The organism is Streptomyces sp. RKAG337 (assembly GCF_023701715.1).
Lineage (GTDB): Bacteria > Actinomycetota > Actinomycetes > Streptomycetales > Streptomycetaceae > Actinacidiphila.
The window spans coordinates 4,307,107-4,322,720 of the sequence record NZ_JAJOZA010000001.1; the positions used below are offsets into that span (position 1 = coordinate 4,307,107).

The following is a 15,614-nucleotide window of genomic DNA, read 5'->3' on the forward strand; positions in this document are numbered from 1 at the left end:
CGGCCATGCCCGGACCCGGTCAGGTGCGGGATCCATCGGCCCTCTCCTGGCCATGACGTCCCCGTGTGTGGACGCCCCGTGGATGGATGCCCCGTGCATGTCCGAATAGATCTGCTGCATGCCTGTTTGTGTTTACTTTCTGTCGAACCGTGGGTACGGTGACGGCACAGCAACACACTCGGGCATGAGGCGGAGGCAAAACCACATGTACGCCCCGGAGCGGCAGCAAGAGATCCTGCGGCGGGCCCGCGAGCTCGGAAGCGTCGACGTGCCCTCGCTGGCCGAGGAGTTCGACGTCACGCCGGAGACGATCCGCCGCGACCTCAAGGCGCTCGACCGGGCCGGACTGATCCAGCGCGTGCACGGTGGGGCCATACCGGCCGGGCGCCTCGACTTCGAGCCCGACCTCGCCGAGCGCGAGGCGACGGCCGCCGACGAGAAGGACCGGATCGCCCGCGCCGCGCTGGCCGAACTGCCCGCCGAGGGCAGCGTCGTCATCGACGCGGGCAGCACCGCGGCCCGGCTCGCCGCCGTCCTTCCGCTCGACTCGCGGCTCACCGTCGTGACGCACGCCCTGCCCATCGCCGCACGCCTGTCGGAGTACCCGGAGCTCACCCTCCACCTCGTCGGCGGCCGGCTCCGGCACCGCACCCGCGCCGCGGTGGACGCGTGGGCGCTGCGCGCCTACAGCGAGATCCACGCCGACGTGCTCTTCCTCGCCGCGAACGGCTTCTCCGCCGACGGCGGCCTCACCACCCCCGACCTCGCCGAAGCCGCCGTGAAGCGGGCGATGATCGCCGCCGCGCGGCGCGTCGTGCTGCTCGCCGACTCCTCGAAGTACGGACAACGGAACTTCGCACGCTTCGGAGACCTCTCCCATGTCGACCTGCTCATCACCGACCAGGGACTCAGCCCCGAAGCAGCCCGCGCGATCGAGAGCGCGGGCACGGAAGTAGTACGCGCATGATCGTGACCGTCACGCCGAATCCGAGCCTGGACCGTACGTACGAGATCCCCGTGCTCGAACGCGGAGCCGTGCTGCGGGCCACCGCCGACCGGGTCGACCCCGGCGGCAAGGGCGTCAACGTGTCGCGCGCGGTGGCCGCCGCCGGGCGGCGCACCGTCGCCGTGCTGCCGATCGGCGGTCCCGAAGGTGCGCTGCTCGGCCGGCTGCTGGAGGAGCAGGGCATCGAGGTCGCGGGAGTCGGCATCGCCGGCTCGACCCGGGTCAACGTCTCGGTCGCCGAGCCGGACGGCACCCTGACCAAGCTCAACGCGGCCGGGCCCACGCTCACCACCGCCGAGTCCGAGGCACTGCTGGACGCGGTCGGCACCCGGTCCGCCGACGCCCGCTGGATCGCCTGCTGCGGCAGCCTCCCGCGCGGGCTGCCGCCCGAGTGGTACGCCGAACTCGTCGCCCGCGCGCACCGGGCCGGCGTCCGCGTCGCGCTCGACACCTCGGGCCCCTCGCTGCTCGCCGCGCTCGCGATGCGCCCCGACGTCGTCAAGCCCAACGCCGAGGAACTGGCCGCCGCCGTCGGCCGATCGCTCACGACGGTCGGGGACGTGGTGAAGGCGGCGGGAGAACTGCGCGCCCTGGGCGCGCGGGCGGTGCTCGCCAGCCTCGGCGCGGACGGCCAGCTGCTCGTCGACGACTCCGGCACGTACTTCGGGCAGGCGCGGGTCGCGGTGGTACGCAGCAACGTCGGGGCCGGGGACGCCTCGTTGGCGGGGTTCCTCGCCGCGGGCGGCGACGGGGAGGCGGCCCTCGCCTCGGCCGTCGCCCACGGGGCGGCCGCGGTGCAACTGCCGGGCAGCGTCATGCCGGCCCCGGCGGATCTCGACCCGTCGGCGGTCACCGTGACCGCGGACGTCCCCCTCTCCCGCCTGCTGCGGGAACCGGCATGAGGGGCGCGTGCGTGACGGGCGCCTGCATCACGGACGCCTGCATGACGGGCGTCCGTATGGCGGGCGCCGGGCAGCCGACCGGCCCGGTGGCCGCAGCACCCCGATCCACCCACAGTCCGTTCCGCCCGCCGGGCGGGGACGCGAGCAATGGAGCCGCGCGATGAGTGCCATGATCACCGCGGAGCTGGTCGATCTCGACCTGGCCGCCGACAGCAAGGAAGCGGCGGCACGTTCGCTCGCCGAGCGGATGGTGGCCGCCGGACGCGTCACCGATCTGGAGGGTTTCCTCGCGGATGTGGCCGCGCGCGAGGCCCAGATGCCGACCGGTCTCGACGGCGGCATCGGGATCCCGCACTGCCGCAGCGCGCATGTCGCCGAGCCGACCCTCGCGTTCGGCCGCAGCGCCACCGGTATCGACTTCGGCGCCCCGGACGGGCCCGCCGACCTCGTCTTCCTCATCGCGGCACCGGCCGGTGCCGACACCGACCACCTGACGATCCTGTCGGCCCTCGCCCGCCGCCTCATGGACCCGGAGTTCACCGCGGCCCTGCGCACGGCCGACGACCCGGCGACGTCCGCTGCCCTGATCGCGGGCGAGCCGGTGGCGGAGCCCGCGACCGTGGAACCGGAGCCGGAGCCGGAGCCTGCGACCGCGACCGTGGAGCCGGAGGTCATAGCACCGGCCGACCCGGCCGTACCCGAACCGGAGACCGCAGCCGAAGGTGTTCCGCAGGAGCGGACGTTCCGCGTCGTGGCGGTGACGTCGTGCCCGACGGGCATCGCGCACACGTACATGGCGGCGGAGTCCCTGGAGAACGCCGCCCGGGCCGCCGGTGTGGAGATCACCGTGGAGACCCAGGGCTCGGCCGGCTTCGAGAAGCTGCCGAAGGCGGCGATCGAGGCCGCGGACGCGGTGATCCTCGCCCATGACGTGGAGGTCCGCGACAAGGAGCGCTTCGCGGGGAAGCCGACGGTGGACGTCGGCGTGAAGGCGGGCATCAGCCGCGCGCCGGAGCTCATCGCCGAGGCGCGCGGCAAGGCGGAACGCGGCGAGGTGACGGCCGCGGCCCACCCGGCGGACCGGGCGACCGCCGACGAGTCCGGCGAAGGCTTCGGCACGCGGCTGCGCAAGTGGCTGATGACCGGGGTCAGTTACATGGTGCCGTTCGTCGCCGCCGGCGGGCTGCTGATCGCGCTCGCCTTCGCGATCGGCGGGTACGAGATCAACGCCGCGCCCTCCGTCACGGAGCACTTCATCTGGAGCGAGGGCGCGAGCTGGGCGGCGCTGCTCTTCCAGATCGGCGACACCGCGTTCACGTTCCTCGTACCGATCCTGGCCGGATACATCGCGTTCGGGATGGTGGACCGGCCGGGGCTGGTCCCCGGCATCGTCGGCGGTGCCATCGCACTGACGATCAACGCCGGCTTCCTCGGCGGCCTGGTGGCCGGTCTGCTCGCGGGCACCGTCGTCATGGCGATCCAGCGGATCGCGATCCCACCGGTGCTGCGCGGCATCATGCCGGTGGTGGTGATCCCGCTGATCTCCTCGGCGGTGGTGGGCTTCCTGATGTTCCTGGTGGTCGGCAAGCCGATCACCTGGCTGCAGAAGCAGCTCACCGACTGGCTGAACGGCCTGACGGGCTCGAACGCGATCATCCTCGGCGTCGTCCTCGGCCTGATGATGTGCTTCGACATGGGCGGTCCGCTGAACAAGGTCGCGTACGCCTTCGCCGTCGGCGGTCTCGCCGACCCGAACGACGGCAGCCTGAAGGTCATGGCGTGCGTGATGGCGGCGGGCATGGTGCCCCCGCTGGGCCTGGCGCTGGCGACGACCGTCCGGGGGCGGCTCTTCACCCGTACGGAACGCGAGAACGGCAAGGCGGCCTGGGTGCTGGGCGCTTCGTTCATCACCGAGGGCGCGATCCCGTTCGCCGCGGCCGACCCGCTGCGGGTCATCCCGTCGGCGATGGTCGGCGGCGCGGTCACCGGCGCCCTGTCGATGGCCTTCGGCTGCACCCTGCGCGCCCCGCACGGCGGCATCTTCGTGGTGCCGCTGATCGGCAACCCGTGGCTGTACCTGGTCGCCGTCGCGGCGGGCACGGTCGTCACCGCGGCCCTCGTCGTCCTGCTGAAGGGGCTGCGCAGGCCCGCCGCGCCCGAGGCGGCACTGCCGGTGCCGGACGACGCCAGGACACCGGTCGCGGCCTGACCGTCCTCGGGCGGTCAGGAATGAGACCCTCGCGGCATGAGCGACGGCGGACAGAGCGGTGGGCGGGACAGCGGTGGACAGAACGGCAACGGTGAACCGTCGGAGCACGGTGAACCGCACCACGAGGGCGGGCTCGCGAGCCGGCTGAACTGGCTGCGGGCAGGGGTGCTGGGCGCCAACGACGGAGTCGTGTCGACGGCCGGGATCGTCGTCGGCGTGGCCGGGGCCACCGACTCCCGTTCCGCGATCCTGACCGCCGGGCTGGCCGGACTGCTGGCCGGATCCCTGTCGATGGCGGCGGGGGAGTACGTCTCGGTCAGCACCCAGCGCGACTCCGAGCAGGCCGCCCTGGCCATGGAGCGCGAGGAGCTGGCCACCGAGCCGAAGGCGGAACTCGCCGAGCTCACCGGTCTGCTGGAGGACCGCGGACTGACCCGGGACCTCGCCCGCGAGGTCGCCGAGCAGCTCACCGAACGCGACGCGCTCGGCGCGCACGCCCGGGTCGAGCTCGGTATCAACCCCGACGAACTGACCAACCCGTGGCACGCGGCCGCCGCGAGCTTCGCCGCGTTCACCGCCGGGGCGCTGCTGCCGCTGCTGGCGATCGTGCTGCTGCCCCCGCCGCTGCGGCTGTCCGTCACGGTGGTGGCGGTGCTGATCGCGCTCGCGCTGTGCGGCTGGGAGAGCGCACGGCTGGGCAGTGCGCCGACCCGCCCCGCCGTCCTGCGGAACATGGCGGGCGGGGCGGCGGCGATGGCCGTCACGTACGCGGCCGGATCACTGCTCGGCGCCACGGGCCTCTGATGCGATTCTCTGATGCGAGGAGACCCGTGGCGGGGCCGTCAGGCTTCGGCCGGAGCTGCCGGAGCTGCCGGACCAACGGGGCCGGCCGGAGCCGCCGGGGCGTCGGCCGGCGCCGCTGCGGCCTCCGCTGCTTCCGCGGCCACCCGCCGGGCCTCGCCCTTCCTGCCGGTGCGGATCGTGTAGAAGACCAGCCCGGCGGTGAACACGAACGGCAGCACGCTGGAGACGCCCACCATCGTGTCGGTGGAGAGCACGTACGTCAGAGCGATGCGGATGCCGGACTCCACGAGGAAGGTGACGCCCCACACCACCGTGAGCATGCGCTGGGTGGCGCGGAAGCCCGCGTACTTGTCCCACAGGCCGTTCCAGGCCGTGACGCCCGCGTCCGTCCCGTCGGTCGCGAACTTGCGGCCGAAGTAGAAGATCAGCGGCCGCTTCGCGAACAGGCTGAACAGAAAGGCCAGTCCGAGCAGTCCGGTCAGCGCCGAGTCCTTGATGAACACCATCTTGGTGCTGTTGTAGGCCAGCGCGCTGACCGCGCTCAGCAGCAGCGTTCCGAGGATCATGATGCTGAACTCGTCCAGGCGGCGGTGGATCGCGAAGTACAGCATCATCTCCACCACCGGCCAGGCGGAGATGATCAGCAGTGCGGGGACCTGCGCGACACCGTGGTCCGTCAGCATCCCGTAGGTGACCCACGGCAGGATGATGCTGAACAGCACCGTCGGGCCCCAGCTCAGCAGCATCGCTCTGCCGCGGCCCGGCCCGCCCGCCGTCTCTGTCTTGATCATTTCCGGCTCCCCCTTGACGTGACACCGCGGCGCCGTGGCGCCCCGCCGCCGTAACGCCGTCATGCCTGGTCAGGCTGGTCGTCGGGGCAGATCGTACGGTCGCGGGGATGCGGTGGGAAGGACTTTGCCCATCCTTGATCAGACCTGAGGGGAGACGCCGCGCCGCGCCAGCACGACCCCGACCGTGACGGTCAGCGCCGACACCACCCCGGCCAGCAGCACCGCCGATTCCCCGCCGAACGTGCACGCCAGGACCAGCAACGAGGCGACCGGCAGGACGAGTTGCTGTGCGATACCCCTCTTGTAGTGCCGGGAGTGCAGCAGCCAGACGGTGAAGAACAGGACGGCGGTCGGCACGGTCACCGCGGCGGAGGCGGCCCGCACCGAGATCTCCGCCTTCCCGACGCTCTGCTCCACGGCCACTTCCAGGCCGGCGCCGATCGCCGCGGCGGAGACGAACACGATGTAGTGGCCGTAACCCCAGGGGATCGCCTCGCGGTTGGAGACCAGGTGCTCCTCGATGGGCACGGCGAAGTAGATCCACCAGGCCGCGAAGACGATCAGCAGCCCGCCGCCCGCGATGGGCAGCAGCTCGGCCACCGCCTCGTGCTCGTCGAGCGCGGACTGCACGGCGACGGTCGCCGCCGCGATCGATTCGCCGAGCACGATGATGGTGAACAGGCCGTACCGCTCCGCGATGTGCTGCGGGTGCCAGGACGTCTGGTGGCGGCGCTCGGCGAACAGCGGCACGGACAGCTCGACGACGATCAGGCCGAGGAACGCCCACACCTTCGCCCCGTCGGGCAGGAAGAGCAGCCCGATCCACCCGAACTGGCAGACGGTGACGCCGAACGCGTAACGGAGCGCGCAGCTGCGAGCGTCGCCGGTCTCGCCGTGCGCGGCCCGCAGCCACTGCGAGGCCAGCGCCAGCCGCATCACCGAATAGCCGATCACCGTGATCGTCCAGTCGTTGTCGTCGAAGGCGCGCGGCACGCCCGCGGCGAAGATGAGGACGCCGGTGATCTGCACCAGCGTGGTGATCCGGTACAGCACATCGTCCGTGTCGTAGGCGGAGGCGAACCAGGAGAAGTTCATCCAGGCCCACCAGATGCCGAAGAACACCAGCAGATAGCCGACGACCCCGTTGCCGGGATGGCCCGCGGCCAGCGCGTGCACCAGCCGGGCGCCCGCCTGGGCGACGGCGACCACGAAGCAGAGGTCGAAGAAGAGCTCGAGCGGGGTCGAGGCCCGGTGCGTCTCGTCACGGCTGCGGGCGGTCATACGGCGGAACGCGGCGCCGGCGGGGTTGCTCATGGAGGCCACCTTGCGCCAGAACCCGCGCGAGGAACACCATGGCACGCTGCCGTATCCGGGTCTTTCGGCCCTGGCGGCCGGTCCGCCCCACACGGACCCTGGAAGGACCATGGTCACTGCCAAGCCCGACATCGCCGACCGCGCCGACCTCGGCACCCTGCTGCGCCGCTTCTACGAGGCGGCGCTCGCCGACCGGCTGATCGGCCCGTACTTCACCGAGATCGCGGGCCTGGACCTCGAGGACCACCTCCCCAGGATCACCGACTTCTGGGAACGCGCCCTGCTCCGGACGGCCGAGTACGGCGGCAACGCCTTCGCCCCGCACGCGGCCCTGCACGACTCCCGGCCGATGACCGCCGAGCACTTCGGCCGCTGGGTCCAGCTGTGGCGTGCCTCCGTCGACGGGCTGTACGCGGGCCCCAACGCGGATCACGCCAAGGCGCAGGGCGAACGGATAGCGCTGTCGATGCTGCGCCGGCTGGCGGGAGCCGACGCCTCGACCGACGGGTCCGGCGGCCCCGGCTTCGTACCGCTCGCCGCCGTGCGACTCCGCACGGAGGCCTGACGGCGCCGGGTCCCCTGAGCGTCACACGGCAGCGGGCTCGCCGAAGGGCACGGCTCCGCTGACGGGCGTGGCGGTGCCGGGCACGGCCGTGCTGAGTTCGCCCGTCGTGAGGAAGTGCTCGATGCGCGCGGTGAACGGGGCGATGTCGATGCCCTGCGCGGCCAGCCACTCGTCCGAGTAGTACTTCTCCAGATACCGCTCGCCCGGGTCGCACAACAGGCCCACCACGCTGCCCTGTTCACCGGCCGCCCGCATGTCGGAGATGATCCGGAAGGCGGCCCACAGACCGGTGCCGGTGGAGGCGCCGGCCTTACGTCCCAGCAGTCGTTCCAGCACCCGGATACTGGCGACGGACGCGGCGTCCGGCACCCGCATCATGCGGTCGATCGCCCCGGGGACGAAGCTCGGCTCCACGCGCTGGCGCCCGATGCCCTCGATGCGGGAGCCGCGGTCGGTGACGACGTCCGGGTCGTCCGACTGCCAGCTGGGGAAGAACGCGGAGTTCTCCGGGTCGGCGACACAGACCCCGGTGTCCTGCTGGGTGTAGTGCACGAAGCGGGCGATGGTGGCGGACGTTCCGCCGGTGCCCGCGGTCGCGACGATCCAGGCCGGGACGGGGTGCCGCTCCAGCGCCAGCTGCCGGAAGATCGAGTCGGCGATGTTGTTGTTGCCGCGCCAGTCGGTGGCGCGCTCGGCGTACGTGAACTGGTCCATGTAGTGGCCGCCCGATTCGGCCGCGAGCCGCACCGCCACCTCGTAGACCTCGCAGGGGTCGTCGACGAGATGACACCGGCCGCCGTGGAACTCGATCAGGTCGATCTTGGAGCGCACGGTGCTCTTCGCCATGACGGCGATGAACGGCACTCCGATCAGCTTCGCGAAGTACGCCTCGGAGACCGCCGTCGAGCCGCTGGACGCCTCGATGACCGGCTTCCCGGGGCGGATCCAGCCGTTGCACAGCCCGTACAGGAACAGCGAGCGGGCCAGCCGGTGCTTGAGCGAGCCGGTCGGGTGCGTCGACTCGTCCTTCAGATACAGGTCGATGCCCCACTCGGCCGGCAGCGGCACCGACAGCAGATGGGTGTCGGCGGACCGGTTGGCGTCGGCCTGCACCTTGCCGACGGCGTCCTTGAGCCAGTTCCGGTACACCGGGTCGCGCCGGTCGATGTCGAGTTCCATGGCCCCAGGTATAGCCGCAGGGGTGTCCCAAACCGGCGCTTGGGGTTTCTCCCCGCTGACCCTTGGGGGGCCGTTGGACCGCCGCGGCCGGTGACCTTCGCGGAACGGTCGGGTGGCCAACGACCCCTGATTCGATCGTGCCGCGGGAGCAGCCTGCAACTGTCGCCTTCCACCCGGATACGTGCGAACACCGTCCGAGGTCCCAGGGAATCGCCATGAGCTCCGTTCTTCAGGACCGCCCCAGAAGCGCCGCGCCCCGGTCGCCGGCCGGCTCGGCTGCCCAGGCGCCAGGGCCAAGGGCGCCACCACTGAGGGAGGCCGACGCGTATGACGGACACCCCGCCGCCCTACCACCCCGGCAGCGACCAGCCGCGGCTGAACCGGCCGGTGCGCGAGCGCTACCCCCAGATCCGCCCGACCAGCGGCTACGGCGACCCCCGGGTGCGCCACACCGGTCCCGGCCCCGGCGCCGGCACCGACCAGGACCCGGAACGCTCCGCCAAGCTCTCCGCCCGGCTGGCGCTGGCGATCACGGTCGTCATCGGCCAGCTGTGGGCGCTGTCCGTCGCCGTCGACGAATGGATGCAGGGCGACACGTCCATCGCCTGGTGGTGCGCCGGCTTCCTCGGGGTGTCCTTCCTGGTGGTGCTCGCCATCTGGCTGCTGGACCCGAAGGACCGATGACGCGGTCCCGCGCGGGGCGGCCCGGTGCCCGTGCGGACGCGGAGCCGTCCCGCAGGCCCGCGGCCGTACCCTGGAGGCATGAGCACCGCTCCCGAACCCGAGTCCGACCCCCGGCCCGCAGCACGGCCCGGGAAGCCGCGCCGCGACCCCGCCGCCGCGCTGGTCTTCGACGACCCGCTCAGCCGGCAGTCGTCCGACGACACGGACGGGGGCTGGGGCGAGCGCCCGTCCGGCGGCGGGAGCGACGACCTCGCCCGCTTCCTCGACGAGAAGCCCCCGCACCACATCTGATCCCGGTGGCTCAGCTGCGCTGGGACACCATGACGTCGCGGATCTCGCGCAGCAGCGCCACCTCGGCGGCCTCCGCCTCCGCGTGCACCACGGCCTCCTGCCGGGCCCGCGCCGCCTTCTTCGCCAGGTAGCGGGACATCGGCAGCACCATCAGGAAATAGACCACGGCGGCGGTGATGACGAAGGTGAGGACCGCGCTGAGCACCGAGCCCCACAGGATCGGAATCCCGCTCACCGCGTCGCCCGCGTCGTTCACCACGCACGGGCCCTTGAGGCACGACCGGTAGTGCTCCAGATCCTTGGTGCCGAACGCACCGACCAGGGGATTGATGACGCCCTTGACCACGGAACTCACGACACTCGTGAACGCGGCACCGATGACGACGGCGACGGCCAGGTCGATCACATTCCCGCGCATCAGGAATTCCTTGAAGCCGCCCAGGACCCCGGTCTTCTCGTCGCTCATTGCATTCTCTCTTTCCCCGCGCACAGGTGATGGCACAGCAAGTCCCGCAACCTAAGGCATCACGGGAGTTAGGTGTCCAATCCGTACACACGAAAGAGTGAGTCAACACAGCGTCACCGCCAGGGGAGTTGACGCCGCCGCGCCGATGATCACGGCAGCCGTCCGGCGCGGCACCGCCAGCACGATCAGCGCGCCCTCACCGGTCCGGCCGGCCGCCTCGCCGCCGTCCGCCGGCACGGACACCACCGGCGCCGCCACGGCCACCACCCGGTCGGCGGCCAGCACGTCCACCCGGTCGCCGGGCCGCAGCAGCCGCACCGCCGCCGCGTCCGCGATCCGCACCGGCGCCCGCACCGTGTCCGGGGCGTCGCGCACGTCCTGAGCCGCCGTCGCATCGCGACCGGACGCCATGGCCCGCGCACCCCGGGCGTCCTGTGCGGCAGCCGCCGCCGGGGGTACCCGTGGTTCACCGCGCGGTGGTTGGGAGTCCGCGCGCGGGGCGGAGGCCGCCAGCGCGGCGGCGGCCATCGCCAGCCCCGCGGCCACGGCCCGCCGCCTGCGGTGCACCGGCGTCCACAGCCGGATCCGCCCGCGCCCGCCGCCGGCCCGGATCGGCTGGAAGGACGGCACGACGCAGCGCGGGAGCGCGTAGGACGGGGGAGCGGGGCTGGGAGAAGGGGAGGGAGAAGGAACGGGAGAAGGAGCGGGACTGGGAAATGCGGGCACGGCGACCACCGCCTCGTAAGGATCTCTGCGACTGAGATTCCTACGATCCCGCACTCCGCCGACGGCCCCCTCGGGCCTGTGGATTACTCACCGGTTGTGGAAAACTCCGTCACCCGCGCGAGTGAAAACACCGAACCCGCGGACCCGCGAGCCCACCCCCCTACGGCAGCGTGATCCCCGGGTCCTGCCCGCCCCACGGGTCCACGCACAGGCAGTCCCGCTCCGCGATCGGCGGCAGCCCGCCGACCACGTCGAACAGCACGGTCCGCATCCGGCCGACGTTCGCCGCGAAGACCTCCAGGACCTCCTCGTGGGAGACCCCCTCGCCCGTCTCGGCGCCCGCGTCCAGGTCCGTCACCAGCGTCAGGGACGTGTAGCAGAGCCCGAGTTCCCGCGCGAGGATCGCCTCGGGGTGCCCCGTCATGCCGACCACCGACCAGCCCTGCGCCGCATGCCACCGGGACTCGGCCCGGGTCGAGAACCGGGGCCCCTCGACGACGACGAGGGTCCCGCCGTCCACCGCCTCCCAGCCGCCCGCCCGCGCGGTGTCCACCGCGACCCGGCGGCCCACCGGGCAGTACGGGTCGGCCAGCGAGACGTGCACGACGTTCGGCTGCCCGCCGTCCGGCAGCACCTCACCGTCGAAGTACGTCTGGACGCGCGACTTCGTGCGGTCCACGAGCTGGTCGGGGACCAGCAGGGTGCCGGGGCCGAACTCCGCGCGCAGGCCGCCCACCGCGCACGGACCGAGCACCTGGCGCGCGCCGACCGAGCGCAGCGCCCACAGGTTGGCCCTGTAGTTGATTTTGTGCGGCGGCAAGTGGTGCTTGCGGCCGTGCCGCGGGAGGAACGCCACCCGCCGGCCGGCGACCTCGCCGAGGAAGAGCGAGTCGCTCGGTGGACCGTAGGGGGTCTCGACCGTGATCTCGGTCACATCCTCGAGGAACGAGTAGAAACCGGACCCGCCAATGACGCCGATATCGGCTCGCGCACCGCTCATCTCCACCATGCGGATCACCCTAACGGCGGCCGGATACGACGAGGACCCCGCCGACTGGATCGGCGGGGTCCGTCATCGACGCGTAAGCCTTGCGACCGCCTTGCGACTCGCTCGCGGGCTCACACGTGCACAGCGATCAGGCTGCGGAAGACCCGCTGGAAGAGCTGCTCGAACCGGATGAGGAGCTGCCGGACGATGCCGAGGACGGCGCGGACGTCGTCGAAGGCTTCGCATCCGAGCTGCTCTTGGCCGCGGGGGTGCTCGCCGAGGACGAGCCACGGCTGTCGGTCCGGTAGAAACCGGAACCCTTGAACACGACCCCGACCGCCGAGAAGATCTTGCGCAGGCGTCCGCTGCAGGTCGGGCAAACGGTCAGAGCGTCATCGCTGAACTTCTGCACCGCCTCGAGGCCCTCGCCGCACTCGGTGCACTGGTACTGGTACGTCGGCACTTGATCCTCCTGGCACTCTCACTCGATGAGTGCTAACGACATTCAATAGTGCAGCATTCCGCCGCGTCAGTCCACCGTGACCGGCACGCGGTGACTCATCCCACGTGTCGAAGCCTGGACGATCCGTCCCTCGGAGCGTGGTTTGAGCCGCTTGCGCAGCGCCACGAGGGTGGCCAGTGCCAGCGCCGTACCGGCCAGCGGCACCACGAAGGCGGCGCTCGCGCTGACCCGGTCGGCCAGCTGGCCCGCGGCCGTGACCGCGATGGCCTGGCCGAGCGCGACCGAGCCGGTCAGCCAGGTGAAGGCCTCGGTGCGGGAGGAGGCCGGCACCAGGGACTCGACCAGGGTGTAGCCGGTGATCAGGGCGGGAGCGATGCACAGCCCGATGAGCAGGCCGAGCGCGCCGAGCAGCGGCACCGAGTGCACGGCCCACAGCGCGGAACAGGCCAGCGCCAGCGCCGCGTACGCGATCAGCAGCCGGCCCTGCGGGCTGCGGCGCCAGGCGATGGCACCGCAGACGACTCCGGCCAGCATGTTGCCCGCCGCGAAGGTGCCGTACAGCAGTCCCGCGATGCCCTGGCGGCCGATCTCCTCGGTGAAGGACGTCAGGCCGACCTGCATGCCGCCGAAGACCGCGCCGATGCCGAGGAAGGCCACGGCCAGCGCCCTGACGCCCGGGATGGTCAGCGCCGAGATGTGCTTCGCACGGACGCCGTCGACGGTCCTGCTGGGTGCCGGGGCGGTGCTGCGCTGGGCGGCGAAGAACAGTCCGCCGACCAGGGTGAGGGTGGCCTCGGCGATCAGGCCGGCCGCCGGGTGCACTCCCGTGCACAGCGCGGTGGCCAGCACCGGGCCGATGACGAAGGTGAACTCGTCCGTCACGGACTCGAAGGCCGCGGCGGTCGACATCAGGGGCGAGCCGTCCAGCTTGGCCGCCCAGCGGGCCCGGACCATCGGTCCGATCTGCGGCACCGAGGCGCCGGCCGGCACGGCGGCCGCGAACAGCGCCCACATGGGGGCGTTCGACAGGGCCAGCGCGGTCAGCAGGACGACGGAGGCCGTGTGCACGAGGACACCCGGCAGCAGGACGGCGCTCTGCCCGAAACGGTCGGCGAGCTTGCCGTTCTGCGGGGCGAAGACCGCCATGGAGACACCGGTCACCGCGGCGACGGCGCCGGCCGTGCCGTACGAGCCGGTGGTGTTCTGGACGAGCAGCACGATGCCGATGGTGAGCATCGCGAAGGGCTGCCGGGCCGCGAACCCGGGCAGCAGGAACGTCCAGGCGCGGGGTGTGCGCAGGAGTTGTCCGTAACCGGGCCGCTTGGTGGCGGCGCTGTCCGGCTGGTTCACCGTGGATGCCACGGCTTGGTCCTTTGTGCTGTCTGGTAGCGGCATCCGTCACGGATGGCGCCGAGAGCTGTCCGCTCGCGCAAGACACGTGACGACTGTGGTCGTCCCGTCGCGCCAGCTCTGCGTCAGACAGAGGTCTGTGTACTCGACACGTACGTGGTCAAGACGTACCGGCCCAGCTTAGCGGCACTCAGTGCCATTCGCTCCGAGTGCCACCCGATTCCCCCTGAGACCTCGCTCACCCCGGCCCCCTCGCTCACCCCGGCCCCCTCGCTCACCCCGGCCCTCGCTCACCCCGGCCCCCTCGCTACCCCTCACCCAGCCAGTTCGCGAGCTTGCCGCCCTTCCCGATCGCGCGCAGCCGCCGCTCCGCCGCGTCCCGCACCGGGTCGGTGGCGACGACCAGCAGTTCGTCGCCGCGCCGCAGCACCGTGTTCGGCAGCGGTACGAAGCTGGCCCCGTCCCGTACGACGAGGGTGACGGCCGCCCCGGCAGGCAGCCGCAGCTCGCTGACCTCGACGCCGTGCATCCGGGACTCCTCGGGGATGGACACCGAGAGCAGATGGCCGCGCAGCCGTTCCAGCGGCGCCGACTCGATGCCGAGATCGGCCGCCCCGTCGCGGACGCCGAGGCGCAGCCGCCGGGCCAGCCACGGCAGTGTCGGGCCCTGCACCAGGGTGTAGACGATCACCAGGATGAAGACGATGTTGAATATCCGGCGGCTGTTGGGCACACCCGCGACCATCGGGATGGTGGCCAGCACGATGGGCACGGCGCCGCGCAGCCCGGCCCAGGACATCAACGCCTGCTCCCGCCAGGGGATGCGGAACGGCGCCAGGCTCGTGGTGACCGACAGCGGTCTGGCCACCGCGGTCAGGATCAGGCCGATGACCAGTGCGGGCAGGATGTCGTCGCCGAGTTCGTGCGGGGTGACGAGCAGTCCGAGCAGGACGAAGAGGCCGATCTGCGCGATCCAGCCGAGCCCTTCGGCGAAGCCCCGGGTGGCCGGCCGGTGCGGCAGTTTCGCGTTGCCCAGTATCAGGGAGGCGATGTAGACGGCGAGGAATCCGGAACCGTGCGCCGTCGCGCCGGCGGCGTAGGCGAAGACCGCGATGGCCATCACCGCGATCGGGTAGAGGCCGGAGGCGGGCAGGGCGATGTGCCGCAGCGCGTAGGCGCCGAGCCAGCCGACCGCCAGTCCGATCGCGGCGCCGATCGCCAGCTCCATGGCGATCTCCGCGACGAGCACGTACCAGTGGTCGACGGGGCCCGCCGTGGAGAAGGCGACCACGAGGATGACGACCGGGGCGTCGTTGAAGCCGGATTCCGCTTCGAGCACTCCGGTGATTCGTTTCGGCAGCGGCACGTTGCGCAGTACCGAGAAGACCGCCGCCGCGTCCGTGGACGAGACCACCGCTCCGATGATGAGCGCCTGCCGCCAGTCCAGCCCCACCAGATAGTGGGCCGCGCCCGCCGTGATGAAGACGCTCAGCATGAGGCCGAACGTCGAGAGCACCGCGGCGGCGGGCACCACCGGTTTGATCTCCTGCCACTTCGTGCCGAGTCCACCTTCGGCAAGAATCACCACAAGTGCCGCATATCCCAGGACCTGGGTCAGTTGGACGTCGTCGAAGGTAAAGCCGAACGGGCCGTCCTGGCCGATCGCGACGCCGATGCCGAGGTAGATGAGCAGAGTGGGCAAGCCGCTGCGCGACGCCAGTCGCACGGCGACCACCGCGATGAGCAGCACGAGGGCGCCGATCAACAGGAGTTCATTGAGACGGTGGACAGTCAGGGCGCGGTCCTTCCTCGAAGGCCAGGGAGAAGTTCATTGCCTTGCCTAACATTTTACCGGTACTTGAACTTCCGCGGTCAA

16 protein-coding genes are annotated in these 15,614 nt (G+C 71.7%); 7 read left to right on the forward strand and 9 right to left on the reverse strand.

Going from position 1 to position 15,614, the window contains the following annotated elements; translation table 11 throughout:
- Nucleotides 1-205: 205 nt before the first annotated feature.
- The 4 genes from LNW73_RS19225 (at nt 206) to LNW73_RS19240 (ending at nt 4,921) form a co-directional block, all read left to right on the forward strand.
- A complete protein-coding gene (locus tag LNW73_RS19225) occupies nt 206-967 on the forward strand; it encodes a DeoR/GlpR family DNA-binding transcription regulator (protein ID WP_250992969.1) in 762 nt (253 codons plus the stop codon).
- On the forward strand, nt 964-1,908 hold the full coding sequence (pfkB, locus tag LNW73_RS19230) for a 1-phosphofructokinase (RefSeq protein WP_250990749.1): 945 nt from the start codon (nt 964-966) through the stop codon (nt 1,906-1,908). The genes LNW73_RS19225 and pfkB overlap by 4 nt, the downstream gene beginning before the upstream one ends.
- A gap of 160 nt (nt 1,909-2,068) precedes the next feature.
- Nucleotides 2,069-4,117 carry a PTS fructose transporter subunit IIABC gene (locus LNW73_RS19235; protein WP_250990750.1) on the forward strand — a complete coding sequence of 683 codons (2,049 nt, stop codon included), beginning with the start codon at nt 2,069-2,071 and terminating at the stop codon, nt 4,115-4,117.
- Nucleotides 4,118-4,153: 36 nt separating this feature from the next.
- Nucleotides 4,154-4,921, forward strand: coding sequence for a VIT1/CCC1 transporter family protein (locus LNW73_RS19240; protein ID WP_250990751.1), 768 nt, complete (start codon nt 4,154-4,156; stop codon nt 4,919-4,921).
- 38 nt (nt 4,922-4,959) lie between these two features.
- On the opposite strand, the gene LNW73_RS19245 is transcribed toward LNW73_RS19240, so the two are convergent.
- Entirely contained in the window at nt 4,960-5,712 is a 753-nt protein-coding gene (locus LNW73_RS19245) for a VC0807 family protein (protein ID WP_250990752.1), read from the reverse strand.
- A gap of 138 nt (nt 5,713-5,850) precedes the next feature.
- The gene (locus tag LNW73_RS19250; RefSeq protein WP_250990753.1) at nt 5,851-7,026 is read right to left on the reverse strand and encodes a low temperature requirement protein A; all 1,176 of its coding nucleotides are present in this window, start codon (nt 7,024-7,026) and stop codon (nt 5,851-5,853) included.
- A gap of 109 nt (nt 7,027-7,135) precedes the next feature.
- Here LNW73_RS19250 and LNW73_RS19255 point away from each other — a divergent pair, with 109 nt between their 5' ends.
- A complete protein-coding gene (locus LNW73_RS19255; protein WP_250990754.1) occupies nt 7,136-7,591 on the forward strand; it encodes a group III truncated hemoglobin in 456 nt (151 codons plus the stop codon).
- A gap of 21 nt (nt 7,592-7,612) precedes the next feature.
- On the opposite strand, the gene LNW73_RS19260 is transcribed toward LNW73_RS19255, so the two are convergent.
- Entirely contained in the window at nt 7,613-8,770 is a 1,158-nt protein-coding gene (locus tag LNW73_RS19260) for a PLP-dependent cysteine synthase family protein (RefSeq protein WP_250990755.1), read from the reverse strand.
- 327 nt (nt 8,771-9,097) lie between these two features.
- Between LNW73_RS19260 and LNW73_RS19265 the strand changes: the two genes are divergently transcribed.
- Complete coding sequence (locus LNW73_RS19265; RefSeq protein WP_250990756.1) at nt 9,098-9,454, forward strand: hypothetical protein; 357 nt, start codon at nt 9,098-9,100, stop codon at nt 9,452-9,454.
- A gap of 78 nt (nt 9,455-9,532) precedes the next feature.
- Complete coding sequence (locus LNW73_RS19270) at nt 9,533-9,745, forward strand: hypothetical protein (protein ID WP_250976297.1); 213 nt, start codon at nt 9,533-9,535, stop codon at nt 9,743-9,745.
- A 10-nt stretch (nt 9,746-9,755) separates the two neighbouring features.
- Here LNW73_RS19270 and mscL read toward each other — a convergent pair whose 3' ends face one another.
- From mscL to LNW73_RS19300, 6 genes are all read right to left on the reverse strand, one after another.
- Entirely contained in the window at nt 9,756-10,211 is a 456-nt protein-coding gene (gene mscL, locus LNW73_RS19275) for a large conductance mechanosensitive channel protein MscL (protein WP_138354745.1), read from the reverse strand.
- Nucleotides 10,212-10,313: 102 nt separating this feature from the next.
- Nucleotides 10,314-10,841, reverse strand: a complete 528-nt coding sequence (locus LNW73_RS19280; RefSeq protein ID WP_250990757.1) for a hypothetical protein — start codon at nt 10,839-10,841, stop codon at nt 10,314-10,316.
- A 256-nt stretch (nt 10,842-11,097) separates the two neighbouring features.
- On the reverse strand, nt 11,098-11,946 hold the full coding sequence (locus tag LNW73_RS19285) for an S-methyl-5'-thioadenosine phosphorylase (protein ID WP_250990758.1): 849 nt from the start codon (nt 11,944-11,946) through the stop codon (nt 11,098-11,100).
- A 127-nt stretch (nt 11,947-12,073) separates the two neighbouring features.
- Entirely contained in the window at nt 12,074-12,388 is a 315-nt protein-coding gene (locus LNW73_RS19290) for an FmdB family zinc ribbon protein (RefSeq protein ID WP_138354742.1), read from the reverse strand.
- A gap of 66 nt (nt 12,389-12,454) precedes the next feature.
- The gene (locus LNW73_RS19295) at nt 12,455-13,783 is read right to left on the reverse strand and encodes an MFS transporter (RefSeq protein WP_285391349.1); all 1,329 of its coding nucleotides are present in this window, start codon (nt 13,781-13,783) and stop codon (nt 12,455-12,457) included.
- Nucleotides 13,784-14,045: 262 nt separating this feature from the next.
- Entirely contained in the window at nt 14,046-15,503 is a 1,458-nt protein-coding gene (locus LNW73_RS19300; protein ID WP_250990760.1) for a potassium/proton antiporter, read from the reverse strand.
- Nucleotides 15,504-15,614 lie beyond the last annotated feature (111 nt).